Origin of the sequence: Phaeodactylibacter xiamenensis (assembly GCF_965229835.1) — a bacterium.
Lineage (GTDB): Bacteria > Bacteroidota > Bacteroidia > Chitinophagales > Saprospiraceae > Phaeodactylibacter > Phaeodactylibacter xiamenensis.
Map to the genome: position 1 here is coordinate 3780844 of NZ_OZ245931.1, position 22458 is coordinate 3803301.

Annotated in this window: 25 protein-coding genes; 6 read left to right on the top strand and 19 right to left on the bottom strand. The window is 51.7% G+C overall.

Going from position 1 to position 22458, the window contains the following annotated elements:
* Positions 1–22: 22 nt before the first annotated feature.
* The 15 genes from ACO08I_RS14180 to ACO08I_RS14250 form a co-directional block, all read right to left on the bottom strand.
* On the bottom strand, positions 23–772 hold the full coding sequence (locus ACO08I_RS14180) for a hypothetical protein (protein WP_421949646.1): 750 nt from the start codon (positions 770–772) through the stop codon (positions 23–25).
* A 23-nt stretch (positions 773–795) separates the two neighbouring features.
* Positions 796–1698: a DUF5777 family beta-barrel protein gene (locus ACO08I_RS14185; protein ID WP_421949647.1), complete on the bottom strand. Its 903-nt coding sequence runs from the start codon at positions 1696–1698 to the stop codon at positions 796–798.
* Positions 1699–1703: 5 nt separating this feature from the next.
* The gene (locus ACO08I_RS14190) at positions 1704–2282 is read right to left on the bottom strand and encodes a YceI family protein (protein WP_081968622.1); all 579 of its coding nucleotides are present in this window, start codon (positions 2280–2282) and stop codon (positions 1704–1706) included.
* Positions 2283–2312: 30 nt separating this feature from the next.
* A complete protein-coding gene (locus ACO08I_RS14195) occupies positions 2313–2984 on the bottom strand; it encodes a c-type cytochrome domain-containing protein (protein WP_282781378.1) in 672 nt (223 codons plus the stop codon).
* Between the two features lie 192 nt (positions 2985–3176).
* Positions 3177–3839, bottom strand: a complete 663-nt coding sequence (locus ACO08I_RS14200) for a hypothetical protein (protein ID WP_421949648.1) — start codon at positions 3837–3839, stop codon at positions 3177–3179.
* A gap of 7 nt (positions 3840–3846) precedes the next feature.
* Positions 3847–4338: an RNA polymerase sigma factor gene (locus tag ACO08I_RS14205; protein ID WP_421949649.1), complete on the bottom strand. Its 492-nt coding sequence runs from the start codon at positions 4336–4338 to the stop codon at positions 3847–3849.
* A 77-nt stretch (positions 4339–4415) separates the two neighbouring features.
* A complete protein-coding gene (locus ACO08I_RS14210; RefSeq protein WP_421949650.1) occupies positions 4416–5570 on the bottom strand; it encodes a serine hydrolase domain-containing protein in 1155 nt (384 codons plus the stop codon).
* A gap of 79 nt (positions 5571–5649) precedes the next feature.
* Positions 5650–6648: a M28 family peptidase gene (locus ACO08I_RS14215; protein WP_421949651.1), complete on the bottom strand. Its 999-nt coding sequence runs from the start codon at positions 6646–6648 to the stop codon at positions 5650–5652.
* 12 nt (positions 6649–6660) lie between these two features.
* Positions 6661–7719 (bottom strand): thiamine-phosphate kinase, encoded by a 1059-nt coding sequence (thiL, locus tag ACO08I_RS14220; protein WP_282781388.1) that lies wholly within the window; start codon positions 7717–7719, stop codon positions 6661–6663.
* 43 nt (positions 7720–7762) lie between these two features.
* Positions 7763–8926 (bottom strand): thioredoxin family protein, encoded by a 1164-nt coding sequence (locus tag ACO08I_RS14225; RefSeq protein ID WP_282781390.1) that lies wholly within the window; start codon positions 8924–8926, stop codon positions 7763–7765.
* 11 nt (positions 8927–8937) lie between these two features.
* Complete coding sequence (locus tag ACO08I_RS14230; protein WP_282781392.1) at positions 8938–10119, bottom strand: thioredoxin family protein; 1182 nt, start codon at positions 10117–10119, stop codon at positions 8938–8940.
* Positions 10120–10122: 3 nt separating this feature from the next.
* On the bottom strand, positions 10123–10683 hold the full coding sequence (locus ACO08I_RS14235) for a tetratricopeptide repeat protein (protein ID WP_282781393.1): 561 nt from the start codon (positions 10681–10683) through the stop codon (positions 10123–10125).
* 62 nt (positions 10684–10745) lie between these two features.
* Positions 10746–11543: an SDR family oxidoreductase gene (locus ACO08I_RS14240; protein WP_044217165.1), complete on the bottom strand. Its 798-nt coding sequence runs from the start codon at positions 11541–11543 to the stop codon at positions 10746–10748.
* Between the two features lie 216 nt (positions 11544–11759).
* Entirely contained in the window at positions 11760–12191 is a 432-nt protein-coding gene (locus ACO08I_RS14245) for an Hsp20/alpha crystallin family protein (RefSeq protein ID WP_421949652.1), read from the bottom strand.
* Between the two features lie 200 nt (positions 12192–12391).
* Complete coding sequence (locus tag ACO08I_RS14250; protein WP_421949653.1) at positions 12392–12835, bottom strand: Hsp20/alpha crystallin family protein; 444 nt, start codon at positions 12833–12835, stop codon at positions 12392–12394.
* Between the two features lie 353 nt (positions 12836–13188).
* On the opposite strand from ACO08I_RS14250, the gene ACO08I_RS14255 reads away from it, so the two are divergent.
* Entirely contained in the window at positions 13189–13953 is a 765-nt protein-coding gene (locus ACO08I_RS14255) for an SDR family oxidoreductase (protein ID WP_282781398.1), read from the top strand.
* Positions 13954–14009: 56 nt separating this feature from the next.
* Here the strand turns inward: ACO08I_RS14255 and ACO08I_RS14260 are convergent, their stop codons facing one another.
* Together ACO08I_RS14260 and recN are read right to left on the bottom strand one after the other, a co-directional pair.
* Positions 14010–14810, bottom strand: coding sequence for an enoyl-ACP reductase FabI (locus ACO08I_RS14260; protein WP_044217173.1), 801 nt, complete (start codon positions 14808–14810; stop codon positions 14010–14012).
* A gap of 23 nt (positions 14811–14833) precedes the next feature.
* A complete protein-coding gene (gene recN, locus ACO08I_RS14265; protein ID WP_421949654.1) occupies positions 14834–16495 on the bottom strand; it encodes a DNA repair protein RecN in 1662 nt (553 codons plus the stop codon).
* 225 nt (positions 16496–16720) lie between these two features.
* Here recN and ACO08I_RS14270 point away from each other — a divergent pair, with 225 nt between their 5' ends.
* Entirely contained in the window at positions 16721–17200 is a 480-nt protein-coding gene (locus ACO08I_RS14270) for a hypothetical protein (RefSeq protein WP_282781402.1), read from the top strand.
* A gap of 610 nt (positions 17201–17810) precedes the next feature.
* Here ACO08I_RS14270 and ACO08I_RS14275 read toward each other — a convergent pair.
* Positions 17811–18443 (bottom strand): superoxide dismutase, encoded by a 633-nt coding sequence (locus tag ACO08I_RS14275; RefSeq protein ID WP_282781447.1) that lies wholly within the window; start codon positions 18441–18443, stop codon positions 17811–17813.
* Between the two features lie 225 nt (positions 18444–18668).
* Between ACO08I_RS14275 and fumC the strand changes: the two genes are divergently transcribed.
* A complete protein-coding gene (fumC, locus tag ACO08I_RS14280; protein ID WP_282781403.1) occupies positions 18669–20051 on the top strand; it encodes a class II fumarate hydratase in 1383 nt (460 codons plus the stop codon).
* 48 nt (positions 20052–20099) lie between these two features.
* Here the strand turns inward: fumC and ACO08I_RS14285 are convergent, their stop codons facing one another.
* Positions 20100–20516, bottom strand: a complete 417-nt coding sequence (locus tag ACO08I_RS14285; RefSeq protein WP_421949655.1) for a VOC family protein — start codon at positions 20514–20516, stop codon at positions 20100–20102.
* A 265-nt stretch (positions 20517–20781) separates the two neighbouring features.
* Between ACO08I_RS14285 and ACO08I_RS14290 the strand changes: the two genes are divergently transcribed.
* The 3 genes from ACO08I_RS14290 to ACO08I_RS14300 all read left to right on the top strand — a co-directional run bounded on the left by ACO08I_RS14290 (position 20782) and on the right by ACO08I_RS14300 (position 22402).
* Positions 20782–21696 carry a TraB/GumN family protein gene (locus tag ACO08I_RS14290; protein WP_421949656.1) on the top strand — a complete coding sequence of 305 codons (915 nt, stop codon included), beginning with the start codon at positions 20782–20784 and terminating at the stop codon, positions 21694–21696.
* 176 nt (positions 21697–21872) lie between these two features.
* Positions 21873–22172 (top strand): rhodanese-like domain-containing protein, encoded by a 300-nt coding sequence (locus tag ACO08I_RS14295; RefSeq protein ID WP_052515778.1) that lies wholly within the window; start codon positions 21873–21875, stop codon positions 22170–22172.
* 11 nt (positions 22173–22183) lie between these two features.
* On the top strand, positions 22184–22402 hold the full coding sequence (locus tag ACO08I_RS14300) for a hypothetical protein (RefSeq protein ID WP_044217190.1): 219 nt from the start codon (positions 22184–22186) through the stop codon (positions 22400–22402).
* The last annotated feature ends 56 nt before the right edge of the window (positions 22403–22458 follow it).

Below are 22458 nucleotides of genomic sequence, written 5' to 3' on the forward strand. Positions count from 1 at the left end.
CCACATTTTCATGCATCCCACTTTAATTTTCCGGAGCGCCGGCTTCCACCCACAACTCCAATTGCCGCACTTCGCAATCTGAAATACCGGCACCCGCAGGCGGCATAGGCTGAAATCCCGGCAGATGGGCGGCTGTACCCACTAACTGGCCACTAAGCGCCTGTTCGCGGATCGTGGCATAATTGTTCAGGAGCACCCCTCCACTTGGATTACTACCCTGATGGCAGCCAGCACACTGGGTTTGTACAAGAGGGGCAATATGGAGGCTGAAGCTTACCGAGACCGTATCACAAGCCTGATCACAGTGAAGATTTTGTGCACCCTGCTGAATCCAGGCCAGGATCATCGCTTTTTCTGAACTGCTGAGTGGGTCACGGGGCGCGGGCGGCATACGGTCTTCCGGGTCGCTATCCGAAAGGACTTCATAAAGCTCGCTGTCTGTAGGGTCATTCAGTCGAATACCGCTGGTCGTGCGCACCGATTGATAATCGACTAAAACGACGCCATCGCGGTGGGACTCTGTGCTATGGCAGCCCGACATCGCGCAATTGGAAACCAGGATCGGCAATAATTGCTGCTCAAAGTAAACGCTGTCCGGGTCGCAGGGCATAGTGTTTACCGTTGTATCAGTGCTATCTGTTGGGTTGGAGGGATTGGTACCGTTGTTGATTGTTGAATTGGGGCCCGGGACCACCGCGGGCTCACGCTCACAGGCAGGCATCAACAGGTAAGCCAGTACTACTGCCGCGAGCAATTGATGTTTAAGTTGCATAATTTGAAGTATTTGTGCCTGTGTTACTTCAGCACAGGCTTTTTAACCTGAAAAACCCTGGAAAGATTAAAGCCAAACTGAATGTCTCCGTTGAGCCAGGAACCATTGTCGCCAAGCAGGAAGGCGCGTTCGTTCATACCATTGCTGTTAGAGAAGTGCAGTTGGAAAACATGCCCCCCGGTTTCTATATCCACTCCGATTGACAATGGGTTGTACACCCAGCTATTGGGGAAACGGTTGAAGGCGTGGTAGTAATCGGCCACCAGCGCCACCCGGTTCGTCAACTTATACCGCCCGCCAATGCCGAGGGCGAAAAAGTCATTGGTAGCCAGGCGGTTTTCCACAATATTACGGTGCACGAGGACCGGGGAGAGCTGCAGGGTGAACTCGTTGCTGAATTTGCGCCCGATAATCAGCTCGTGGTAGTACGCCATGCGGCGGGTAAAGGTTGGCTCCACTTCTGTAAAGGGAAAGGGTTGTTCCTGGCCGTTATATGTTGCCCCGCTAACCCAGACGAGAGAGACAGGCATAGTTTTCGCCCCTTTCGACTGCCACAGGATGCGCCACTTCACAAAGCCATCAAGCTCTTTCTGAAACGTAGACCGCCCCACCCCTACAGTAAGATTAGGGGTAACACCGTAGTCAAAACCCATACGCATAGAAGCCTGGTCTAAACCAAAAAACTGCTGGTACCCCTGATTGACTCGCCCGAAGCGGTGAAGGATACGGAAATCCAGAACCCCTTCGCCTATCATCTCCATGCTGTGCCCGTTAATGACCCGGCTGCTTTTGAAGGCATTGGTGATTTGTTCTGTGGCAGGCTCTTCTTCGATCAGGCTCAGCAAATCATCTTCCTGAGCCAAGGCAGCAGGCAGCCATACCCACAGCATCAATAAGCCTGCAACTATGATTTTCAATTTGTGCATCGTTACTATTTTTTAAGGGGTTGAAGATTGGCGTCTACTGTGATATCGACAACCTCTGCAATTTTACTGCCTACTATAGAGGGTATTTTGATTTTGTAGTCTTCGAGTTTGACGGAAAAAGCAGCCACAGCGTGAAGCCCCTCCCCATCACTCTGAATACTCCCCGTTGAACTAACCTGATGGGTCACGCCATGAAGGGTAAGCAACCCTTTGGCGGTTACCGGCCAGGAGCCAGTTTTTTGCAGAGCTGCCTCATCGGGAAGCCCGGTCAGGTCACCCTTAAATACAGCTTTCGGGTACTGCTCGCTCTCCACGTAGTTTTCATTGAAATGCTCCTCCATCAGGCCATTTTTGAAATGAAACCCCTTCATACGTACTGCCCATTCCATTTTTCCAGACTGAAAGTCAAGTACACAGACCGCTTCTTTATTGAGGGCTTTAATTTCTTCGAAATAATCCGTGATGCCCTCGGCATCAAAGGTGATCTGACCGCTACGGGTAAAAAACTTACTTTGGGCAGGCAAGGCTGTCTGCAAGGCGGTGCACAACAGCAGCCCCATCATCATTCGAATGGTGGTTATCATGATTTTTTGTTTTTATAGTTTGGGAAAGCTCTAATTTTCGGGTGCGCCATCCGCCACCCACTGCTGTAGGAGGGCTATATCACAGGCTGACAACGGATCACTGTTCTGAGGCATGGGTTCGTAGCTGGAGTCGTGGACAACTGAGCCAATCAGGCTGCCATTATCTGCTATTGATTTTAAGCCAGGATAATTATCGGTAGCAATGCCGCCCGAAGGGGCGCCTGATGAATGGCAACCATTGCACCAGGTTTGCATAAGCGGCTGTACATGCAGGGCGTAAGAGATAGCCGCCGTATCACAGGCAGCAGGGGCGCAGGTAGTAGGCTTTGCGCCTTCATCAATCCAGAGCGCAATGTTCTGAATATTTCTGACAGACAGCATTTCATTGGGGGCTGGGGGCATGCGCTCTTCGCCGAAGGGCTTGACAAGCACCTTGTAGACTTCACTGGCTTTGTAGTTACCGGCAACGATGCCACGGCTTACAATTTTCTCGTAAGAGGTGAAGTCATATCCCTCTTCTCTGTCAATACTGTTGTGACAACCGCTCTGCGTGCAGTTCGAAATAAAGACGGGAAGAATATCCTGTTCAAAACAAATACCGGAATCAGGCTCAATGTATTCCTGGGTACAGGCGTTCCCAAGGAATAACACCATTGCAATCAGCCCGCCCCGAAGGCATACTGAAAATTTACATTGTGACATTTGTTGTGGCTTTTTCTGTTGTTACCACAAATGTATGCCCACCGCTAAGCCCTTGCAATTACAATTTTCTGAGGTTCTCAAATTTTGCCATGAGCTTTCAAGCTGCAAAGCACCGTCAATACTGAATTAGCTGTCAAATTTGTCAATTTATAGTTATTCCATATAAGAGCACTCCTTCAGCCAGACGACGTATTATCGGGTGCTAAAATCCTCCAGCTCGGCTACCCCCCGCACCGCCTGCTCCACCCGTTCGCCGGCAATACTCCGCCGCAGCCCGGTAATCCAGGTATAACGGGGCGTTGGCTTGCCCATTTCCCGGATGAGCCAAAAGGTAAAAGGCAGAAGGGCTATGCTCAGTGCCATTTGCGCGAGCAGCCACTGCGGGTCCCCGCTGGCAAAAAGATCAATGCCGAAGAGCAGCTGGAACCAGAAAAATACATGCGCCAGATAGAAGGGCACACTGCCCATGAGTATTTGGGTAATGGCGAGGCGGTGCTTGCGTAAGCGTTCCAGCCCCACTTGCACCTCCACTACCGGCCCGTCAAATTGGAGCATGCCCAGCAGGATGAGCTGCCCTGCACTGCCGCTTATGCCCACCACTGCGAATAAGCTCAATACCACTGCTGATATTTGCGGAGCAGTATGCCCCTGAAAAGTGGCTATGCAGGTGCTCAGCCCGGCCAGCAGGAGTACCCAAACCAGCGTTTCGGCTATCCGGGCGGCCCACAGCGCCCGCAAAGGGCGGCGAGCGGCTTGCTGCTCCATTTGCCGGGCGATCATCAGATTTAGCCGGGTATTTTGGTCCAATTGCGCCTGATGGCTTTTCCAGAGGGCTTTCCAGTCATTCGTTTCCATAATGGTCTTATTTTAGTTCTTTTTTGAGCCGCTGCTTCAGCCGGCTGATTTTCGTGCCCACGTTGCTCTTGCTGATGCCCAGCATCTCTCCGATTTCCTCATGCGGGTAATCTTCCAGGTAGAGAAGCATCAAAGCGCGCTCCAAAGGCGGCAGGGCTTGTACCCAGCGGTGCAGTTGCTCACTTCGCCCTGAAGGCTGCCCAGGCTGCCCGGTATGGGGTAGTGCTTCAAAAACTTCCTGATGCCGTTGGCGCCGCTCTTCCCTCCGCAGCCGGTCGATGCTGACATTCAGGGCGATGCGGTAAAGCCAGGTGGACAAAGCATAGGCCGGCTTGTAGTTGCCGAGGGATTGCCAAATCTGTATGCTGATGTCCTGCACCAGGTCCTCAAAGTCAGCCTCATTGCGGGTGTACAGGCGAGCTACCTTGAAGATGATGCCACGGTGCTGCTGCAGTACAGTTTCGAAATCGGGAGCCGGATGTTTAGCTTTGTTTGGCACGATGCGTGTGGTTGAATTGGTTTACATCTTATTATTCGATGTGGGCGGGGCAAAAATCACAGCAGCTCAGCTTTTTTTTAAAATTGCTTCTTTAGCACGCTCAGGACTTTCACCATAAAGACCACGTGCTCTTTCATATAGCCAGTTTGATTAAAAGTGCCAGCCAGGTAGACTTCCAGTTCCGGGCAGTAGTACATGTAGGAGCCGGTAGAGCCGGAATGCCCGATGAGCGTCAGGTCAGGCAGCAGGGGAAAAAGCCCCCTCAGGCGAAATTTACGGAGGCCATAACCGTACTCCATACCACGGGTTTCCGGCACCCACTGTTGCATAGCCTCGTAGGTACTGCGATTGATGAGCTTGCCAGTATTCAGGGCTTCCATAAACTGCAGGAGGTCATCCGTGGTAGTGAGCAGCCCACCGCCAGCCCAGTCGGCACTTAGGCTTCTAAAGGTGCTGATCTCCACATCATCTGCATAAAGTTCTGCCATTCGCCCGATGTAGGGATCCAAAGGGTCCGAACGGAAATACATACTCGTCTGGGTGAGCTGCAGTGGTTCCAGGATTTGGGCTTCCAGCACCTCGTGCAGGGGCTGCCGGTACAGCCGTTCTATAATTAGCCCGAGCAGAAAATATTCCGTATCGGTGTAGTAATAACCCTGCCCCGGTGGAAAGTGGGGCTTCAGGTTTTGGCGGGTATAGTCCAAAATGGCCTGAGGTGTCCAGAATTGGTTGGGCTCGGTCAGCATACGCTCCAGAAAAGCCATGCCCTGCTCCGGGCAGTCCTCAAACCAATCGGGCAGCCCGGAGGTATGCTGCAGCAACTGAGCGATGGTGATTTGCCCGGTCATATCCACGCCATTCCACACATGAAGCCCGGCGTAGGCCTCTTCCGGAAGGTATTGGCTTAGTGGCGCATCGAGCTCCAGCTTCCCTTCTTCCACCAGCAGCATGACTAGTGTAGCGGTAAAGGTTTTGCCAATACTTGCGGAATGAAAGGGATTGGCAGGGCTGACCAGGCTGCCGTCTTCAAATTGTCCCCCGGTGAAAGTCCACTGCAGGCCGCGGCCCGGCGCATAGACGGAGAGGAAGGCATTGTGAACCTTGGGCTTATCCAGCTCACGCTGAAACAGCTTTTCAATTTTGCGCTCTGCTTTTTTAAGCCGCTGAGCAGGCCCCGGCTTCGGAGGGAAAAGGAAAGATAGCATCATGGTTGCAGTTAGGATCGTTTTCATTAGCGATCATCTTTGTTTGATACAAAGGTGCTGCAACCTGTTCCGGCAATCGTCCGGGAATGAAAAAGCGGACTTAATCTTAAAATTCGCCGTTAGCTTCCCGGTATACCACCGCGAGGACCACCTGCCCCACTGCCCGGAGGGTCCGTTTGTCGATGATGTCGAGGTCATCGTTGTGGGTATGCCAGTGCTCGCCAAAGCCGGTTTGGGTGCCCTGCGCCCGGTTGATGATGTCGATCATTGGGATGCGTGCGATGGTATTGACGTAGTAATGGTCATCGGTAATGGCGCCCCCCTGCTGATTGACAAAGTAATTGCCATAGCCCATATTCTGTGCCAGCGCCCACACTTTATTCATAATCTGCGGGGCATACTGCATGGAAAAATACTCTTTGGGGAAGCGTGCGCCCTTTGCGCCTACCATATCCAGCAGGATACCGTACTTTGGCTTCTGTGCACCGGTGACATGAGGGTTGCGCGACCAGTACTGAGACCCCAATGCGTAAGTATCCGGGGTTTCGCCACCGCTTTCGCCAAAGTCTTCGGCATCAAAAAGCACAATATCGACGCCCATCTCGATAGGATTAGCCTGTAGCTGACGGGCGACTTCCAGTAGCACGCCAACGCCGCTGCCCCCATCGTCTGCACCCAGGATGGGCTCGTCCCGGCGCTCTTCACTGATTGGAGAATCTGCAAAGGGGCGGGTATCCCAGTGGGCGGCAAGGAGAATACGCTTTTGGGCCCCGGGGTTGAACTGGGCAATGATATTAGTGGACTGCAGCACCTCGCCGGTGTAGGCCTTGGCTTCAAAGTCCTGCGCTATGACCTTTGCGCCGAAGCGCTCCAACTGTTCCACCAGCCAGGCTTTGGTCCGACGGTGCCCTTCGGTATTAGGCACGCGGGGACCGAATTCGACCTGCCGGGCGACATAAGCAAGAGCGGAGTCGCGCTCAAATTTCGGTACGCTGACTTTCTCTTTCGGCGGAGGAGGCGGGAGGCTTTCACTACTGCTATCCGTGCTACAACTGTTCAGCAACAGCAAAAGGCTGAACCCCAGGACTACAATTATTCTTTGCATGATATTAATTGCTTAATTCTTAGACGGATCGAAGTGTTTCCAGCCTTGCGCGGTGATGTCGTGAAGTTTGCCTCCTTTGGAATTGAGCTTCACCCCATCTTCGGCAGGCACGATTTCTCCGGCGATGTAAATATCCGCCATATACTTCACCTTATCGAGGTCCTTTGGGTCTACTGTAAACAGCAGCTCATAGTCCTCTCCCCCGCTCAGGGCAACGGTAATCGGGTCCATATTGAAATCAATGGCCTGGAACTGTGCATCCTCGTGAATGGGCACGCCACTTTCTTCAAGCAGCACACCTACGCCCGATTGCTTCGCTATATGGAACAGCTCGGAGCCCAGCCCGTCCGAAATATCGATCATAGCCGTGGGCACCAAGCCTGCTTTGGCGAAAGCCTCAATCATGTCCTTTCGGGCCTCTGGTTTGAGTTGGCGCTCCAGCAGATAGTCGTGCCCTTCCAGCGTAGGTTGCAGCTCGGGGTCAGACAGGTAAATCTGTTTCTCCCGCTCCAGAATTTGCAGCCCCATGTAGGCGGCCCCCAGGTTGCCGGTAATGCAAATCAGGTCACCCACTTTTGCGGTATTGCGGTAAGTCAGGCGCTCTTTATGCCCCTTTCCGATCGCAGTCACACTGATGACCAGTCCTTTGGGCGAAGAAGTGGTATCTCCGCCCACAAGGTCAACATTATAAACACTACAAGCCATACGGATTCCTTCGTACAGTTCTTCCATGGCTTCAACCGAGTAGCGGTTAGACAGCGCCACTGAAACCGTAATTTGCTGAGGGATGGCATTCATGGCGTAAATGTCAGAAAGATTGACGACCACCGATTTGTACCCCAGGTGCTTCAGGGGCGTATACATCAGGTCGAAGTGTATCCCCTCCACCAGCATATCGGTGGAAACAACGGTAAGTGCGCCCTGATGGTCAATCACCGCGGCATCATCACCTATGCCTTTAACGGAAGATCTGTGGTGCAGCGGAAAGCGCTGCGTGAGGTGGTCGATAAGCCCAAACTCACCGAGTGTATTCACGTCGGTGCGTTTGGGCGTATTAGATTCGTTGGCCATAATTTATATCTTGCTGTATTGGCGCGCAAAGGTACGGCCAAACTTACAGACGCTCTATTTTTTCGAGCAGTTCCTTGGTCTCGGTATAGTCTTCGCCACTGGCTTTGGCTAGTTCGATGGCTTTCTTTGCGGCGGCTTTGGCCGCTTTTTTGTTGCCTAGTTTGTAGTACAGGGCAGCAAGGGTGTCATTATTGTAGAAAGTGGACTCGATCTCCACAGAGCGCTCGGCCCACTTCACGGCTTCTTTCAGCATCTTCTTGTCGTCTACGCTTTCGTAGAAAGTCCAGGCGATGGAGTTCAGCTCGTTGGCATCTTCGGAAGGATAATCCCTAAGGTAATCCACTGCAGCCTGGGGGAAAGCGTCCGGGTTATTAATGCTGTAGTAATTCATTTTGAAGTTGGCAAAAATGGGCCCCGGGTTTTCCGGGAAAGCAGCTTTGAACTTCGCCTCCGCATCTGCCATCATCTTTTCTTCTCCATCCTCTGCACTCAGCGTCTGCAGGATAGCGCGCTGAATCTTATTAGTGATGTAACGTTCGCTAAACAATGCTTCGTAGGCTTCGCGCCGCTTCAGGATTTCCTTGAAGTAAGGGTCATCCATTTGAGTCGCCGCCTGAAAGATGAGCTGCATTTCAGCCTCTCCGGTCCAGTCTTTCTGGGTGCTCAGGTAAGTAGTGGCAATCTCATTCGCATTTGCGGCCATTGCATCGGCAGCAGCGATAGCATAGTTTCTCAGAAATTCAGGATCGCGCTCGCCTGCCTCAAACTTGCGCTCCATAGCGGCAATCTGTTTGGAGGGGTCCTGAGCTTCCCGGCCAAGCTGCAGGAAAGCTTCTGCATCCTGATAGCCTACGGCACGGTGCACCAGCTGGCCATTGGCGTCAATAAACAGCAACGTTGGATAGGCACGTACCTGGTACTTGCGTGCCAGCCCGGTCCCTTCACCCTTTTCCATATCAATTTTGGCATTGACGAAATTGCTGTTGTAGTACTCGCCAACCTCGGCTTGGGTGAACACATCCCTGGCCATCATTTTGCAGGGCCCGCACCATTCGGCGTAGGCATCCACGAAGATCAGGCGGTCCTGGTCCGCTGCTTTGGCCAGGATTTTTTTCCAGTTGCCCTCTTCAAACTGAATGCCTTCCTGCGCCAGTCCGGCGGTGGCAACAGCTGCAATCAGTGCTAAGGCGATGGATAATTTCTTCATTGGTATGGTATTTATTGAATTTGCTTGATGTAGTGCTCTACGGCACGAACCGCTAACGGGCTGTCAGCGGTTGCCATTTCCAGTGCACGGTTGGCTGCTTCCAATGCAGCCGTACGGTCTCCGTTTTGCAGGAGAATATTGGAATAGATGAGCACATGCTGGTATTTGGTGGTCTGGGAAGCCGCTGATTCTGCAATATCCTGTGCTTCAGACATCACTTTGTCGTCGTTTTTGAAGGCTTCGGACATGTCTTTGGCAAGTGTAGCCAATGCTTCGGGGTCTTTATCAATACATTTTTTCGCATACTTTTTAGCCGCTTTCCGATAGTCATCGGCCTGTCCCCGGGACTGATAAAAAGCGAGTTGGGCTTCCAGCTCGAAAGCTTCTGCCTCATCGCCCAGATAGTCATTGCCTTTGCTGATGGCTTCTTCCAGCAACATCTCACTGTCGTATTTCAGGGCTTTCTGCACGGTTGCCTCACAGGCACGGCGCAACTGATCGGCCACTGCCTGTTTGCCTACAATAGCGGAGATGGCTTCCCGCCGCTCTGCCATCATATTAAAAAGTTTGGAATCCGCTTCCGTCACAGCCTCGAACAGGAACTTGAGGTTCAGTTCAGCACTAAGGTCCGGCTCGGTGTCGAAGTATTCATTGGCTACGCGGAGGCTGGACTCCCCGGCGTTGTTCAGGGCTTTTACATAGCGGTAGAGAAAAGCAGGGTCTCGCTTGCCTTCCTCGTACTGCGCCTGATACTCCTCCAGGTTATCGGCTTGGGAGAGGGCCGTCTGCCCCAGTTTAATGAGTCCATCCACCTGTTGTGCACCTTTGGCTTTTTGGACGACCTCGCCATCCGGACCAATGAAAAACAAGGTGGGAAAAGCCGAGACCGGGTATTTCTTGCGGAACTCCAGCCCCATCCCTTTTTCCATATCAATTTTCATATTGATAAAGTGGCGGTTGAAGAAGGCACCGACCTCCTCCTGCGGAAAAACTTCCCGGGCCATCCGTTTGCAGGGGCCACACCACTCTGCGTAGGCGTCTACGAAAATGATTTTATCTTCCTGGGCAGCCTTCAACAAGGCATCTTCCCAGGACCCCTGATAGAATTCAATGCCCTGAGCGGACAACAGGTTGCTGCTGCCGGACAGGAAAAAAAGTATGGCGAAAAATGACAGTATAAAATTACGCTTCATGAGTTACTCCGTTGCTTGGTTGTTTTGCTGAAATTCTTTGACGACTTCATTAGCTGACTTACCAGATTGAACGACGGCAAGCAGCATTTTAGCGTCTTTGGCAATAGGGTGCTTTGGGAACTGCTGCAGAAAAGCCTCGTACTTCTCCTCAGCCTTCGGCATATTCTCCAGGTCGTTGTCGTAGGTAAAGCCTTGAAAAAACAATGATTCCGGTACTTTTTCAAAATCCGGATAAACGGTGACCACACGGTCCCAAAGGTCTATTGCTTTTTCGTACTGCCCAATGCCCCTGGCAACCGCACCGGATTTAAACAGGAAATGAGGCGTAAGGGAATCCTGCTGAAAACGGTCAGCGAAAAGATCCGATTTATTAATAAGGCTGACTGCAGAGGCGGTGTCAATCGTAGGGTTGTCCATTTGTTTTTTCAACGTCCCTTCCAGAGCCAAAATTTCTTCTGCCAGCCGGTCTTTGGGTTTGTCCTCATCCGCCATACGGCTGGGGTCGCCACAGGCTGTAAAAATCAGTGCGGCGAGGGCGAAGGTTAAAATATTCAGGGTTTTCATAATAGGGCGATTGGTCATTTGAGTAATCTGAAAGTAAATAATTCGCGGCAATCTGCCAAGGGTTACACTCCGGAATAACGGGCGATAAGGCGTTCAAACCACGCACCGGGCAATAGCCGCTTGAGTATAAGGGATAACCTTTGCAACGGTTTCCCTATAGCATAGAACGGATGAAGGTGCCCTCTGTTGATACGGCGGGCAATAGTTTTCGCGACAACTTCGGCGGGCAGTCCTTCTTCCACCTCCTGATCAATAATTCTGTAGGCGCGCTCAAAACTCTTGGCGTAAGGGCCATTGGGGTCATAGGCTTTGATCCGGTTGGCGTTGATATTGGTCCGGATATCGCCGGCGTGAATGCCAGTGATCTGAATGCCCAGCCCTCTCATTTCGAGGCGCAGCGACTCCGTGATCAAATCAACTGCTGCCTTGCTGGCACAATATACACTCCGGTAGGGCAATCCGACCTTAGCTCCGATAGAACTAATGGTAAAAATCTGCCCCTGCCCCTGAGCCCGCATGATGGGGAGCGCTGCCTTACATACCCGGATAACACCCAGAACGTTAGTGTTCATGACCCGCTGTACCTCCTCCATACTACAGTCTTCCAGAGGCCCCGCTATGCCGATGCCCGCGTTGTTGACCACGACATCGAGCCGCCCGGCTTCAGCCAATACCTGCTCCACACCGGACGCCACGCTCGCTTCATCCTGTACGTCCATTGTAATCATGCGAATATTGCCCTGATCGCCCCCGGGCGAACGGCTCGTACCAAACACGGTGTGCCCCTGATGGCTGAGCTCCCGGGCAAGTGCTTTTCCCAGCCCAGAACTGGCACCGGTGATAAGGATAACTTTTGACATAAATAGGTTGGGTTAACCGGGATTTCAAACGCAGAAAGTGCATTTTAGACCCTTGTTCCAATAAAGAACAAAAAAATAACGCATGAGTGGAAAGATAGGATAAAAAAAGCCGGTACAATTGTATGTACCGGCTACCAAAATAAACACCTAAAACCCTATTAACTATTTTTGGCTCCGTTAAATGTCAGGGTGCGGAGCCTGACCCTGATACAGCATCTACTTGATTTCGATGCGCTTTACAGGCTGTCCTTTGACTTCTTCCTTTTTCGGCAGCTCGATAGTCAGCACGCCGTTTTCATACTTCGCTCCGATGCCTTCACCATTTACAGATTTAGGCAGTTGGAAGTTACGGATGAAAGAAGTGTAATTGAACTCGCGGCGGACGAAGTTATCTTCCTTTACTTCGTCTTTGTGCTCTCGTTCTGCTTTGATCAGCAAGTGGTCGTTTTCCACCTGAATGTCAAAGTCATCTCTTTCGAGGCCGGGAGCAGCCACTTCAATCCGGAAGTGGTCATGAGTTTCCACGACGTTCACGGAGGGCTGAGTCATCGCAAAGTCCCCACCCATGAAGTCAGTGATGGAATTGCCAAAGAAGTTGTCAAACATCTTGCTGATTCCTGTTGGTTGATAATTCACCAGATTTTTCATAGCATTTAACATTTGGTTTAACAAATAGCCTTCTTAGACAGATTTCGTGGGCAATAAGAGCAATGAGCGCACAGATGAAGGTTAACACACTCAGGTACCCATTGCTTTCATTGCATTATCCCCTACACTCTACTTAGAAGAACAAATAGGTTGCTGCTGAAATTCACTGCTTTGTGTAAAAGCTGTGTAAAAGCAATAGTCTAAGCAATTTCAATTTTGCGGGCAGGCTTGGGCCTGGCTTCCTCTTTTTTAGGAAGATTAACCTGCAGGACGCCCTGCTCGTAAGTAGCTTCCACGTTTTCCGTATCAATCAGCTTACCGAGCCGGAAAGACCGCTGGAAACGGTAGTTGCCAAATTCCTGCCGCTTAATGGTTTCGCCTTCCCTGGCACTACAGTCGCGCTCTACTTTAATGGTAAGCAGGCCTTTTTCCAGCTCAATCTCAAAGTCGGACTTCTGCAGCCCCGGAGCTGCTACCTGAAGCTCAAAGTTGTCCTCACGCTCGATGACGTTCACCGCAGGCTTGAAAGTACGAGTGCCTACCGGCCGGTGGGCCGCTCCAAAAACTTCATTAACCACCCGGTCAAAGTCGGTGAAAAGCGAGGGGGCTGCAGTGCGGTTTGGCTTAACGGTTACAAGTGTCATGGTTGTATTCTTTTTTGTTGGTTGTCTGATTAATTACACTTTATGCTATGCAATTGGCATACCAACCCGGAAGGGCGGACAAACTTACCGGGAAAACAACAAAACACATGTCATTTTGACACCAACAACCAATAACAAGTGACAAAATGACCGGAAAATATTAGCATCCCCACAGTACTTCGCGTTCAGAGGTCAGAAAACACGTACCAAAGTAAGCCTACAGGCAAAAACCTCCTACCCTGCCCGAGCCCTCCGCAATCTTTGCGCCCACTCCTTTGCGACCTCAGCGTAAAACCCTCCGCCCCCAACTCTACCAATTTTCCTATCTTGCCCTCCGCAAAAAGACGAACGACATGTTTCAGGACAAGATTTTTGAAGGCAAGACCGCCCTTGTCACCGGCGGCCGCAGTGGCATTGGGTACGAAATTGCCCGTCAACTGCTTAACTACGGCGCAGAGGTCTACATCGCTTCCCGCAAGGAGGAGCCCCTGAAAGAGGCAGCAGCAGCGCTCAATGAATTGGGCACCTGCCACCACTTCGCCCTCGACATCCGGGAGCCGGAAAAAATTGATGAGCTGGCGGAATACATCATGGACAAGAGCGGTAAGCTCGACCTGTTGATCAATAATGCAGGCGGGCAGTTCCCCTCCCCTGCTGAAGGCATTGCCCGAAAGGGCTGGCTGGCCGTCATCAACACTAATCTGAACGGCACCTGGTTTATGACACAAGCCATGGCCAATACCTTTTTCCTCCCTCAGGAATCAGGCAGCATCGTCAATATCATCGTAGATCACTACCGGGGCTTCCCGGGCATGTCACATACCGGTGCCGCCCGGGCAGGTGTAGACAACCTTACGAAATCGCTTGCCGTGGAGTGGGCCAACCGCAATGTGCGCATCAATTCTGTGGCACCTGGTATCATCAAAAGCTCTGGCCTGGAAAACTATCCGCCGGAAATGGTGGCTCAGGTTAGCAGCACGATACCGGTAAAGCGGCTGGGCAAGGTGGAGGAAGTAGCAGAAGCGGTCTTATTCCTGTCGCTGGCCGATTATGTGACGGGCGAGACCCTTTACATCGACGGAGGGTCCCGCCTGTGGGGTGATATGTGGCAGGTCTAATGAAAAGGGCAAGCCCTGGAGCCTGCCCTCTGTATAGATTCATTTCAACTTTCACCTTACTCTTCCAGCAGTTTCGGGCTCATCCCCATATTGGAGAAGCCGCCATCGTGGTAGAGATTCTGCATGGTCACCATGCGGGTCAGGTCTGAGAACATCGTTACGCAATAGTCCGCACAGGCTTCCGCCGAAGCATTGCCCAATGGCGACATTTTATCGGCATAATCGAAGAACTCCTGAAAGCCTTTGATACCGCTGCCGGCAGTCGTAACTGTTGGAGACTGGGAAATGGTATTCACGCGTACCTTTTTCTCTGCAAAGTGGTAGCCAAAGCTACGGGCAAAGGACTCGAGCAGGGCTTTAGACTCCGCCATCTCACTATAGTCCGGGAAGGTACGCTGAGCTGCGATGTAGCTTAAAGCCACAATAGAGCCCCACTCGCTCATCGCATCCATTTTATACAGTTGCTGCATCACTTTGTGGAAAGAGATAGCTGAAATATCGAATGTTTTCTGCATCCACTCATACTTCAGGTCGGTGTAGGTGCGGTTTTTTCGCACATTGAGCGACATGCCAATGGCGTGCAGCACGAAGTCAATCTTGCCACCCAGAATTTCCTGTGATTCGCCGAAGAGTTTCTCAAGATCTGCTTCGCTTGTGGCATCGGCCGGGATGACCTCGGCATTAAGTTTTTTGCCCAATTCCTGAATGCCGCCCATACGCAGTGCAACGGGGGCGTTGGTCAGGGTAATGGTGGCGCCTTCTTCCACACAGCGCTCGGCCACTTTCCAGGCGATTGATTTGTCATCAAGCGCACCGAAGATGACGCCGCGCTTTCCTGCTAGTAAGTTGGTACTCATATCGTTTGAATTCTGCTTTTCATTTAACTGCTCTGCAGCAATAATTCTTTAGCCGTATTGATGGCGGACTCGCTGGGCGGGTCCTGGCTGAGCATAGTCGCTATAGCATACACCCGGCCTTCCATTTCGAGGGGGCGGACCTCCGTGACGGTGCGGTCCTCCTTGTCTTTTTTGTACACAAAGTAATGGGCATTAGCCTTGGAGGCGATCTGCGGAGAGTGGGTAATGGACACCACCTGATGCTCATTGCTGAGTTGCCGCAAGATGGAGCCCATCTTCAGGGCCACGTCCCCGGAAATACCGGTATCAATCTCATCGAAGATCAGGGTCGGCAGCGGGATGGCACTGGCCACGAGGGATTTCACCACAAGGGTCAGGCGGGACAATTCACCACCCGAGGCCACATCCTTGATCAGCTGCAGGCGGCCGCCTTTGTTGGCGGCGAACAGGAAATTAACTTCGTCAAACCCGGTAAGCTCGAGGTCTTCTGTTCTGCTGATATCAACTTTAAGTTTGGCATGCTGCATGGACAGCTGTGCCAGCATTTGCTCGACTTTGTTCTCAAAGCCGCCCACCACGCTATGACGGCGGGTGCTCAGTTCTTCAGCCATCGTCTCCAGCTGTTGGCGCTGCTCCTGCGTGGACTGCTGTAGCCGTTCGATTTCCTGGCTGAGGTCACCAATATCATCAAGTTGCTGTTGCAAATCTGCCTGTATGTCCAAAAGCTCTTTGATGGAAGCAACCTGATGCTTGTTTTGCAACCGGTAGACCATATCGAGGCGCTCCTGCACTTCCTGCGTACGCTCCGGGTCATGCTCGGTCTCATCCGCGATAGACTCAAACTCCTGCGCCACATCCCGAAGCTCTTCCACGAGCCCACTAAATCGGCCATAGAGCCCTTCAATACGCCGGTCAAAACTACTGACCGACTTGATAGCCTGCGTCAGTTCTTCCATTTGCCCGATCACCGAGACCTCGCTTTCAGACAACTGCTGAAAAGAAGCCGCCAGGGTGCGCTTGATGTCCTCGGCATTGGTCAGGCGGCTGAGCTCTTCCTCCAGTTCCTCCTGTTCTCCATCCACCAGTTCAGCTGTATTGAACTCCTCCAGCTGGAACTGCAGGAACTCGAGCTCCTTGGCAGACTGTTGCTGACGGGCGATGAGGGTTTTGAGCTGTTTTTGATCCTGCTGATAAGCACTAAACAGGCTTTGGTACTGTGCCAGCAGCGGGCGGTTCTCTGCCAGGGCATCCAACAGCCGTAGCTGAAAAGACACTTTGTGGATGTCCAGGTTGTCAAATTGCTGATGCAGGTCGATAAGCGTGGAGCTCAGGTCCTGCAGTACGTTGAGCGTTACCGGTGTATCGTTGACGAACGCCCGGGATTTGCCGGAAGGCGTGATCTCCCGCCGAATGACCACCTGAGGATCAAAGTCCAGGTCATGCTCATCAAAGAAGCTGCGCAGGTCATAAGCTTCGACATTAAAAAAGCCCTCGATGGTGCACTTGGAGTCCAGATTGTAGAGGGACTTGATGTCCGCACGCCGGCCCATGACCAGGCCCAGCGCGCCCAGCAAAATAGACTTACCGGCCCCGGTTTCACCAGTAATAATGGTGAGCCCCTTCGAGAAGTCGATCGTCAACTCCTCGATGATGGCGTAATTCCGGATGTGAAGGCGCTCAATCATAGCGAATGTTCAAAATTTGCAGGGCAAAGGTACGGCTTTTCCCGATTATTGGAGCCCGGTTAAAAGATGGTGTTTGGTGTCCTGCCGCTACGCGTTTCCGGCGCGTTGCCCGAAATTGGTCAATTGCGGCCGCTTATCAAAGCTGTTGCTCAATAATTTGTCGGCAAATCCGTTATTTTGCCCCGGATTGATGCATGAAATTCGAATAAAATGAAACCAGATAAAATGAAAAAAGTACTATTTACCCTCCTGTCCGTTGTTTTATTGTGGAGCTGCCAAACCGATGGAAGCTCAGATTTGGTAGAAACCGACCTGATGCAGCACGGTGTGCCTGTTACAATTATGGCTCCGGACAGTGCTACAGTCAAGGCCCGCAATATGGGTACGCTCATGAAAGACGTCACGGTCAAAGGCGAAGGAAACTACGACCTGCAAATCATGGCTTCGAGTGCGACGACCAGTGATTTGGCGCGCGTTAAGGCGGAGCAGCTTGCGACCGTCAAGACCAACCGCTACTTCTCCCGAATCGTCAGCGAGGAGGAGAAGGGCTTCCTCTACGAAATGGCACTCGACAGCAACAACCTGAACTACAACTTCCGCTACATCCATCTGCAGGGCGATCAGGAGATCATTTTCTCTGCCGGGATGGCGAGCACCTTATCTCTTGAAGAGGCCGAGCGGATTTATGAGGCGGTGAAGCAGTAAGGGAGAACGATGGAGGGGTAAGCTTCATGAGCAAACCTGATACACATCTCACCGGGTGCATTAACCCAAGCCGGTGTTGGGGCATTCACCCGGTCTGCTATATCTCAAAGGCAAGTAAACCCGGCGAAAGTAGTGCGCCGGGCGAAGTAGCGCCTTAGACAGAAAAAGGCTTCCGCAAATTACTGCGGAAGCCTTTTTTTCGTACATGTGATTTTCTGAATGGGACCCTAAAATGCTTCTTTTAGTACATCGACATTGAAGAAGATCAGGATCAACAGAAGAATGCTTAGAATGATCATGGGAAAGGGATTAAAAGTGAATAAATGGGTTTGATATCATTCTTCTCCCGGCCTGACACCCAGATGACTGTCAGATCGTTTTAGCATGTTGTTTGTAAAAGAACATCTTATTAACTTTCTCAAAGATACGGATTTTGGCCACTCGCCGCAAGGTGCCTATTGTCTCTATGCCTGCCAAACGACAATACCAAATTCCGTTAAACAAGCATTGCACAAAGAATAAATCACTGACAGCCAGCGTCTAAAAAAGAAACAGGCACTCTCCCAATACCAGGAAAGCGCCTATGTCAAAGTTTTCTTAAAATGTCAGTTTAGAAGGATGAAGCACCTTCGTTCGCGTCATTGTAATTTTCACTCACTTTGCCCCAGTCGATGACATTAAAGAATGCCTCGATATAGTCCGGGCGGCGGTTCTGATAGTTCAGGTAGTAGGCGTGCTCCCATACGTCCAGGCCAAGGATAGGCGTGCCGTCCGCGTCCACGACGTCCATCAGCGGGTTGTCCTGATTTGGGGTAGAAGTGACGAACAGTTTGTCATTTTTGTCTACGCACAACCATGCCCAGCCGGAACCGAACTGTGTTGCCGCAGCATTGGCGAATTCATCCTTGAATTTCTCAAAAGAACCAAAGTCGCGCATAATCGCCTTGTGGATATTCATGCGCTCGGATGGCTCGCCGCCACCGTCCGGAGACATTACTTCCCAGAACAGTTTGTGGTTGTAGAAGCCACCGCCGTTATTTCGTACGCCAGCACTATGCTTCGATACATGGGCGAGAATTTCCTTAATACTTTTCTTCTCCAGGTCTGTGCCTTCGATAGCGGCATTCAGCTTAGAGGTATATCCTGCGTGGTGCTTTGTGTGGTGGATTTCCATGGTGCGCGCGTCAATATGCGGCTCCAGGGCGTCATAGGCGTAAGGTAACTTTGGCAATTCGAAAGCCATAATTTTGGAGTTTTGATTAGTTATGGAATTTATTCGTTTTGTCAACGGCCTGCCACTCAAACAGACCGTTCTTACAGGGATAACGCCGAGCCTCATTTTAAGTTTACCTAAAAAGCCGCAGAGTTGACCGGTCCTGCCCGATATCTTTGGCTGTCGGCTCCCAAAATCACCCGCTATGCTGTACCTTAGCGGCGCTTAATTTAGAGATCAAAAACCAATAGGAATATGGAATTCAGAAAGGAAAAAGATAGCATTGGGTACATAGATGTACCTGCTGATAAATACTGGGCTGCCCAGACCCAGCGCTCTTCCGAGAACTTCCGCATCGGTGGCCACACTATGCCGAAGGAGATCATCCGCGCCTTTGCCATTCTCAAAAAGGCAGCGGCTATGACCAATCAGGAGGCGGGCGTTCTGCCGGCTGACAAAGCGGAAGCTATCGCGGCGGTATGCGATGAAATCCTGGCGGGCAAGCTGGACGATCAGTTCCCGCTCGTAGTCTGGCAGACTGGCTCCGGTACGCAGTCCAACATGAATGTCAATGAGGTGGTGGCCAACCGCGCTCATGTCCTCAAAGGCGGTAAACTGACAGACGAGAAGAAATTCCTCCACCCTAACGATGATGTCAATAAGTCGCAATCATCCAACGATACGTTCCCTACGGCCATGCACATTGCGGCGTACCAGATGCTGATGGAAACGACCGTCCCGGGCATCGAAGCCCTGCGCGATACGCTGGACGCCAAGTCAAAGGAGTTCATGGACGTCGTGAAAATCGGCCGTACTCACTTTATGGATGCTACGCCGGTCACGGTGGGCCAGGAGCTTTCCGGCTATGTGGCTCAGCTCAACCACGGACTGCGTGCCATTAAGAATACCCTGCCTCACCTGGCAGAACTGGCACTCGGCGGCACAGCAGTTGGTACGGGCCTGAACACACCCGAAGGCTATGCAGAAAACGTGGCGAAGCATATCGCTGACCTCACCGGGCTGCCGTTCGTGACCGCACCCAATAAGTTCGAATCCCTGGCAGCACACGACGCTATCGTAGAGTCACACGGTGCACTAAAGACTGTCGCCGTTTCGCTTATGAAGATTGGCAACGACATCCGTATGCTGGCTTCCGGTCCCCGCTGCGGCATTGGCGAGCTCATCATCCCTGCCAATGAGCCGGGTTCATCTATTATGCCTGGTAAGGTCAATCCGACCCAGTCAGAAGCCCTGACGATGGCGATGGCGCAGGTGGTTGGCAATGATGTAGCCATCAACGTGGGCGGCATGACCGGGCAGTTTGAACTGAATGTCTTCAAACCGGTGATGATTTTCAACTTCCTGACTTCCGCCCGCCTGATCGGTGATGCCTGTGTAAGCTTTGATGAGAATTGCGCCAAGGGTATCGAGCCTAACTACGACCGTATCAAACAGAATCTCAACAACTCGCTGATGCTGGTGACCGCACTGAATACCCACATTGGGTACGACAACGCAGCGGCGATTGCCAAAAAGGCGCATGCTGAGAACTCCACCCTCAAGGAAGCGGCCATTGAGCTGGGCCTGCTTACGGCAGAGCAGTTTGACGAATGGGTTCGCCCGGAAAACATGATCTAAACCTTAATACCTACTGCCCGGATCGATAACGCTCCGGGCAGTTTTGTTTTAGCTGGTGGCAAAAATCTTCGCCCGGTCGCGAAAGGCTTTGAACTCCAGGGCATTCCCGCTGGGATCGAGGAAAAACATCGTTGCCTGCTCACCGGGTTCCCCCTTAAAGCGGATATAAGGCTCGATGACAAAATCAGTCCCTGCCGCCCGCAGCCGGTCCGCCAGTTTTTCCCAGGTTTCCATGTCAAGAATAGCGCCGAAGTGGCGTACCGGCACCGTCTTTCCGTCTACCGGGTTGGTCATAGGGTCTGCCGGGCGCTCATCCGTCAGGTGTGCCGATAGCTGATGCCCAAAGAAGTCGAAGTCGATCCAGCGTTCGGCCCTGCGGCCTATTTTGCAGCCCAGGGTGCCTTCGTAAAACTGACGGGTGGCCTCAATATCACTAACCGGAAAAGCCAGGTGGAATGGTGTCATGTTTTGATGCCAATATCGTAAAAAGGTCTTAAAACTGCTATGGCATGCAACCGAAAGCCCATTCCTTTGTTACGAAAATCTGAACGCAAACAGCCAGCCAAAATAATTCAGGCCGCTCAAACGTATGATCGTAGGGAGCAACATTTGTAGTAAATAGTGCTCCGTTTGGCGCTGAATATTCACGTTTTAAACCTATTGTAATACTCCGGGCAGCTGGCTCGCTACAGAAAGCGGGTACTGCCCTGTACATCTTAAGTCAACACCAATGAGAAGATTCGCATTTTCTTTCCTACTGCTTATTGCAGCAGTTAATCTCTGGGCGCAACCGGCTTCGGCCAAATACGCACCAGCGCCTACCGACAAAGCGCTGCTCTGGAAGGTAACAGGCAACGACCTCGAGGTTCCATCCTACGTTTACGGCACTATTCACATGATTGGCCGGGACGACTACTTCCTGACCGAGTCGGCTAAGAAAGCTTTTGAGTCTGTTAAGCATGTAGCTTTTGAAATTGACATGGAAGACATGACAGACATGTCCAAAATGATGCCGCTGATGATGAAGGCCTTCATGGTGGGCGACACAACCCTTAAGGACTTACTGACCGAAGAGGAATACGCACAGGTCAGCGCGCACTTCCAGCAGGCAGGGCTACCGATGATGTTTGTGGACCGCATCAAGCCGATGTTCCTGTCGGTACTGGGCAGCGGCGAGGACATGATGAGCTTCAATCCCAATGCCGAGAGCAGCATGGTTTCCTACGAGATGGAATTCATGAAAATGGCGCAGGAAAGGGAAATGGACATTGACGGGCTGGAGACCGCTGAGTTCCAGATGAGCATGTTTGACAGCATCCCCTACAGCGTGCAGGCCAAAATGCTGATGGATGCCATCAACGCTGAAGGCGGTGGCGCCACTGATCAGTTTGATGAGATGGTCAAGCTCTACAAAGATCAGGACATCTATGCTATGCAGAGCATGATGGACGAGGAAGGCGGCATTGCCGGGTACGAAGACCTGCTGCTGGTGCGCCGCAACCGCAACTGGATCCCCATCATGGAGGAAGCTATGAAACAGCGGCCTACGTTCTTCGCCGTTGGTGCAGGCCACCTTGGCGGTGAGGAAGGGGTGATCGCGCTGTTGCGGGAGGCAGGTTACACGGTGGAGCCGCTTGTGGATTAATAGTTCGAATGCAACTGTCCAGGCAAGGCTTCCTTGCCTGGACAGTTTGTTTTTTAGTCCGAAAGTCAGCATAATTTTGAAAATCAGTGCCTTAGGGTGATAAATGACAGTGCAGGCAGGCTCAGATATTCGTATTTTGAATCTCATCTTGCTTTTTCACCATAAACCTGATTATCATGTGGACTAAAGATATCAAGAACGTCAGAGCCGGAACGCTGATTGACGTGCGCTACCGGGAAGAGTTTGACCAATGCAATGTACCAGGATCGGTAAACATTCCGTGGGACCTTCACCTTTACTATCTGGATGAGCTGATGGAATACCCCAAACCGCTCGTCTTTTTCTGCGAAGAAGGCTACCGTTCCGGATTAGTCGCCCTGTCCTTACAAACCCTCGGTTTTGAAGAGGTCTATAACGGCGGATGCTGGCTGGATGTCCTCAACGAACTCGAAGCAGACGTATTAACGGCTGCCTAAAACCATTTTTTATGCATTACAAAACGGCTACGGCCTGGATTTTCGCGGTTCTGGTACTGAGTGTCGTCTTAATGATGCTTTACCCCACGGGCTTGGTAATCGGTCTGGGCATGTTCCTGGTGCCGGTACTACTCCTGGTACAGACCGTGATTGTCTTGCGTTCCAGCGAGCGCAGTGAAAAGACCTTTTCAGACGGGCATTGGTACGAAGACCGCGAAAAGCAATCATAATTTAGTCCTGCCGGGGAACTTATCCGCAGTGCCTGTGTGTAGTATTCCATAATTAC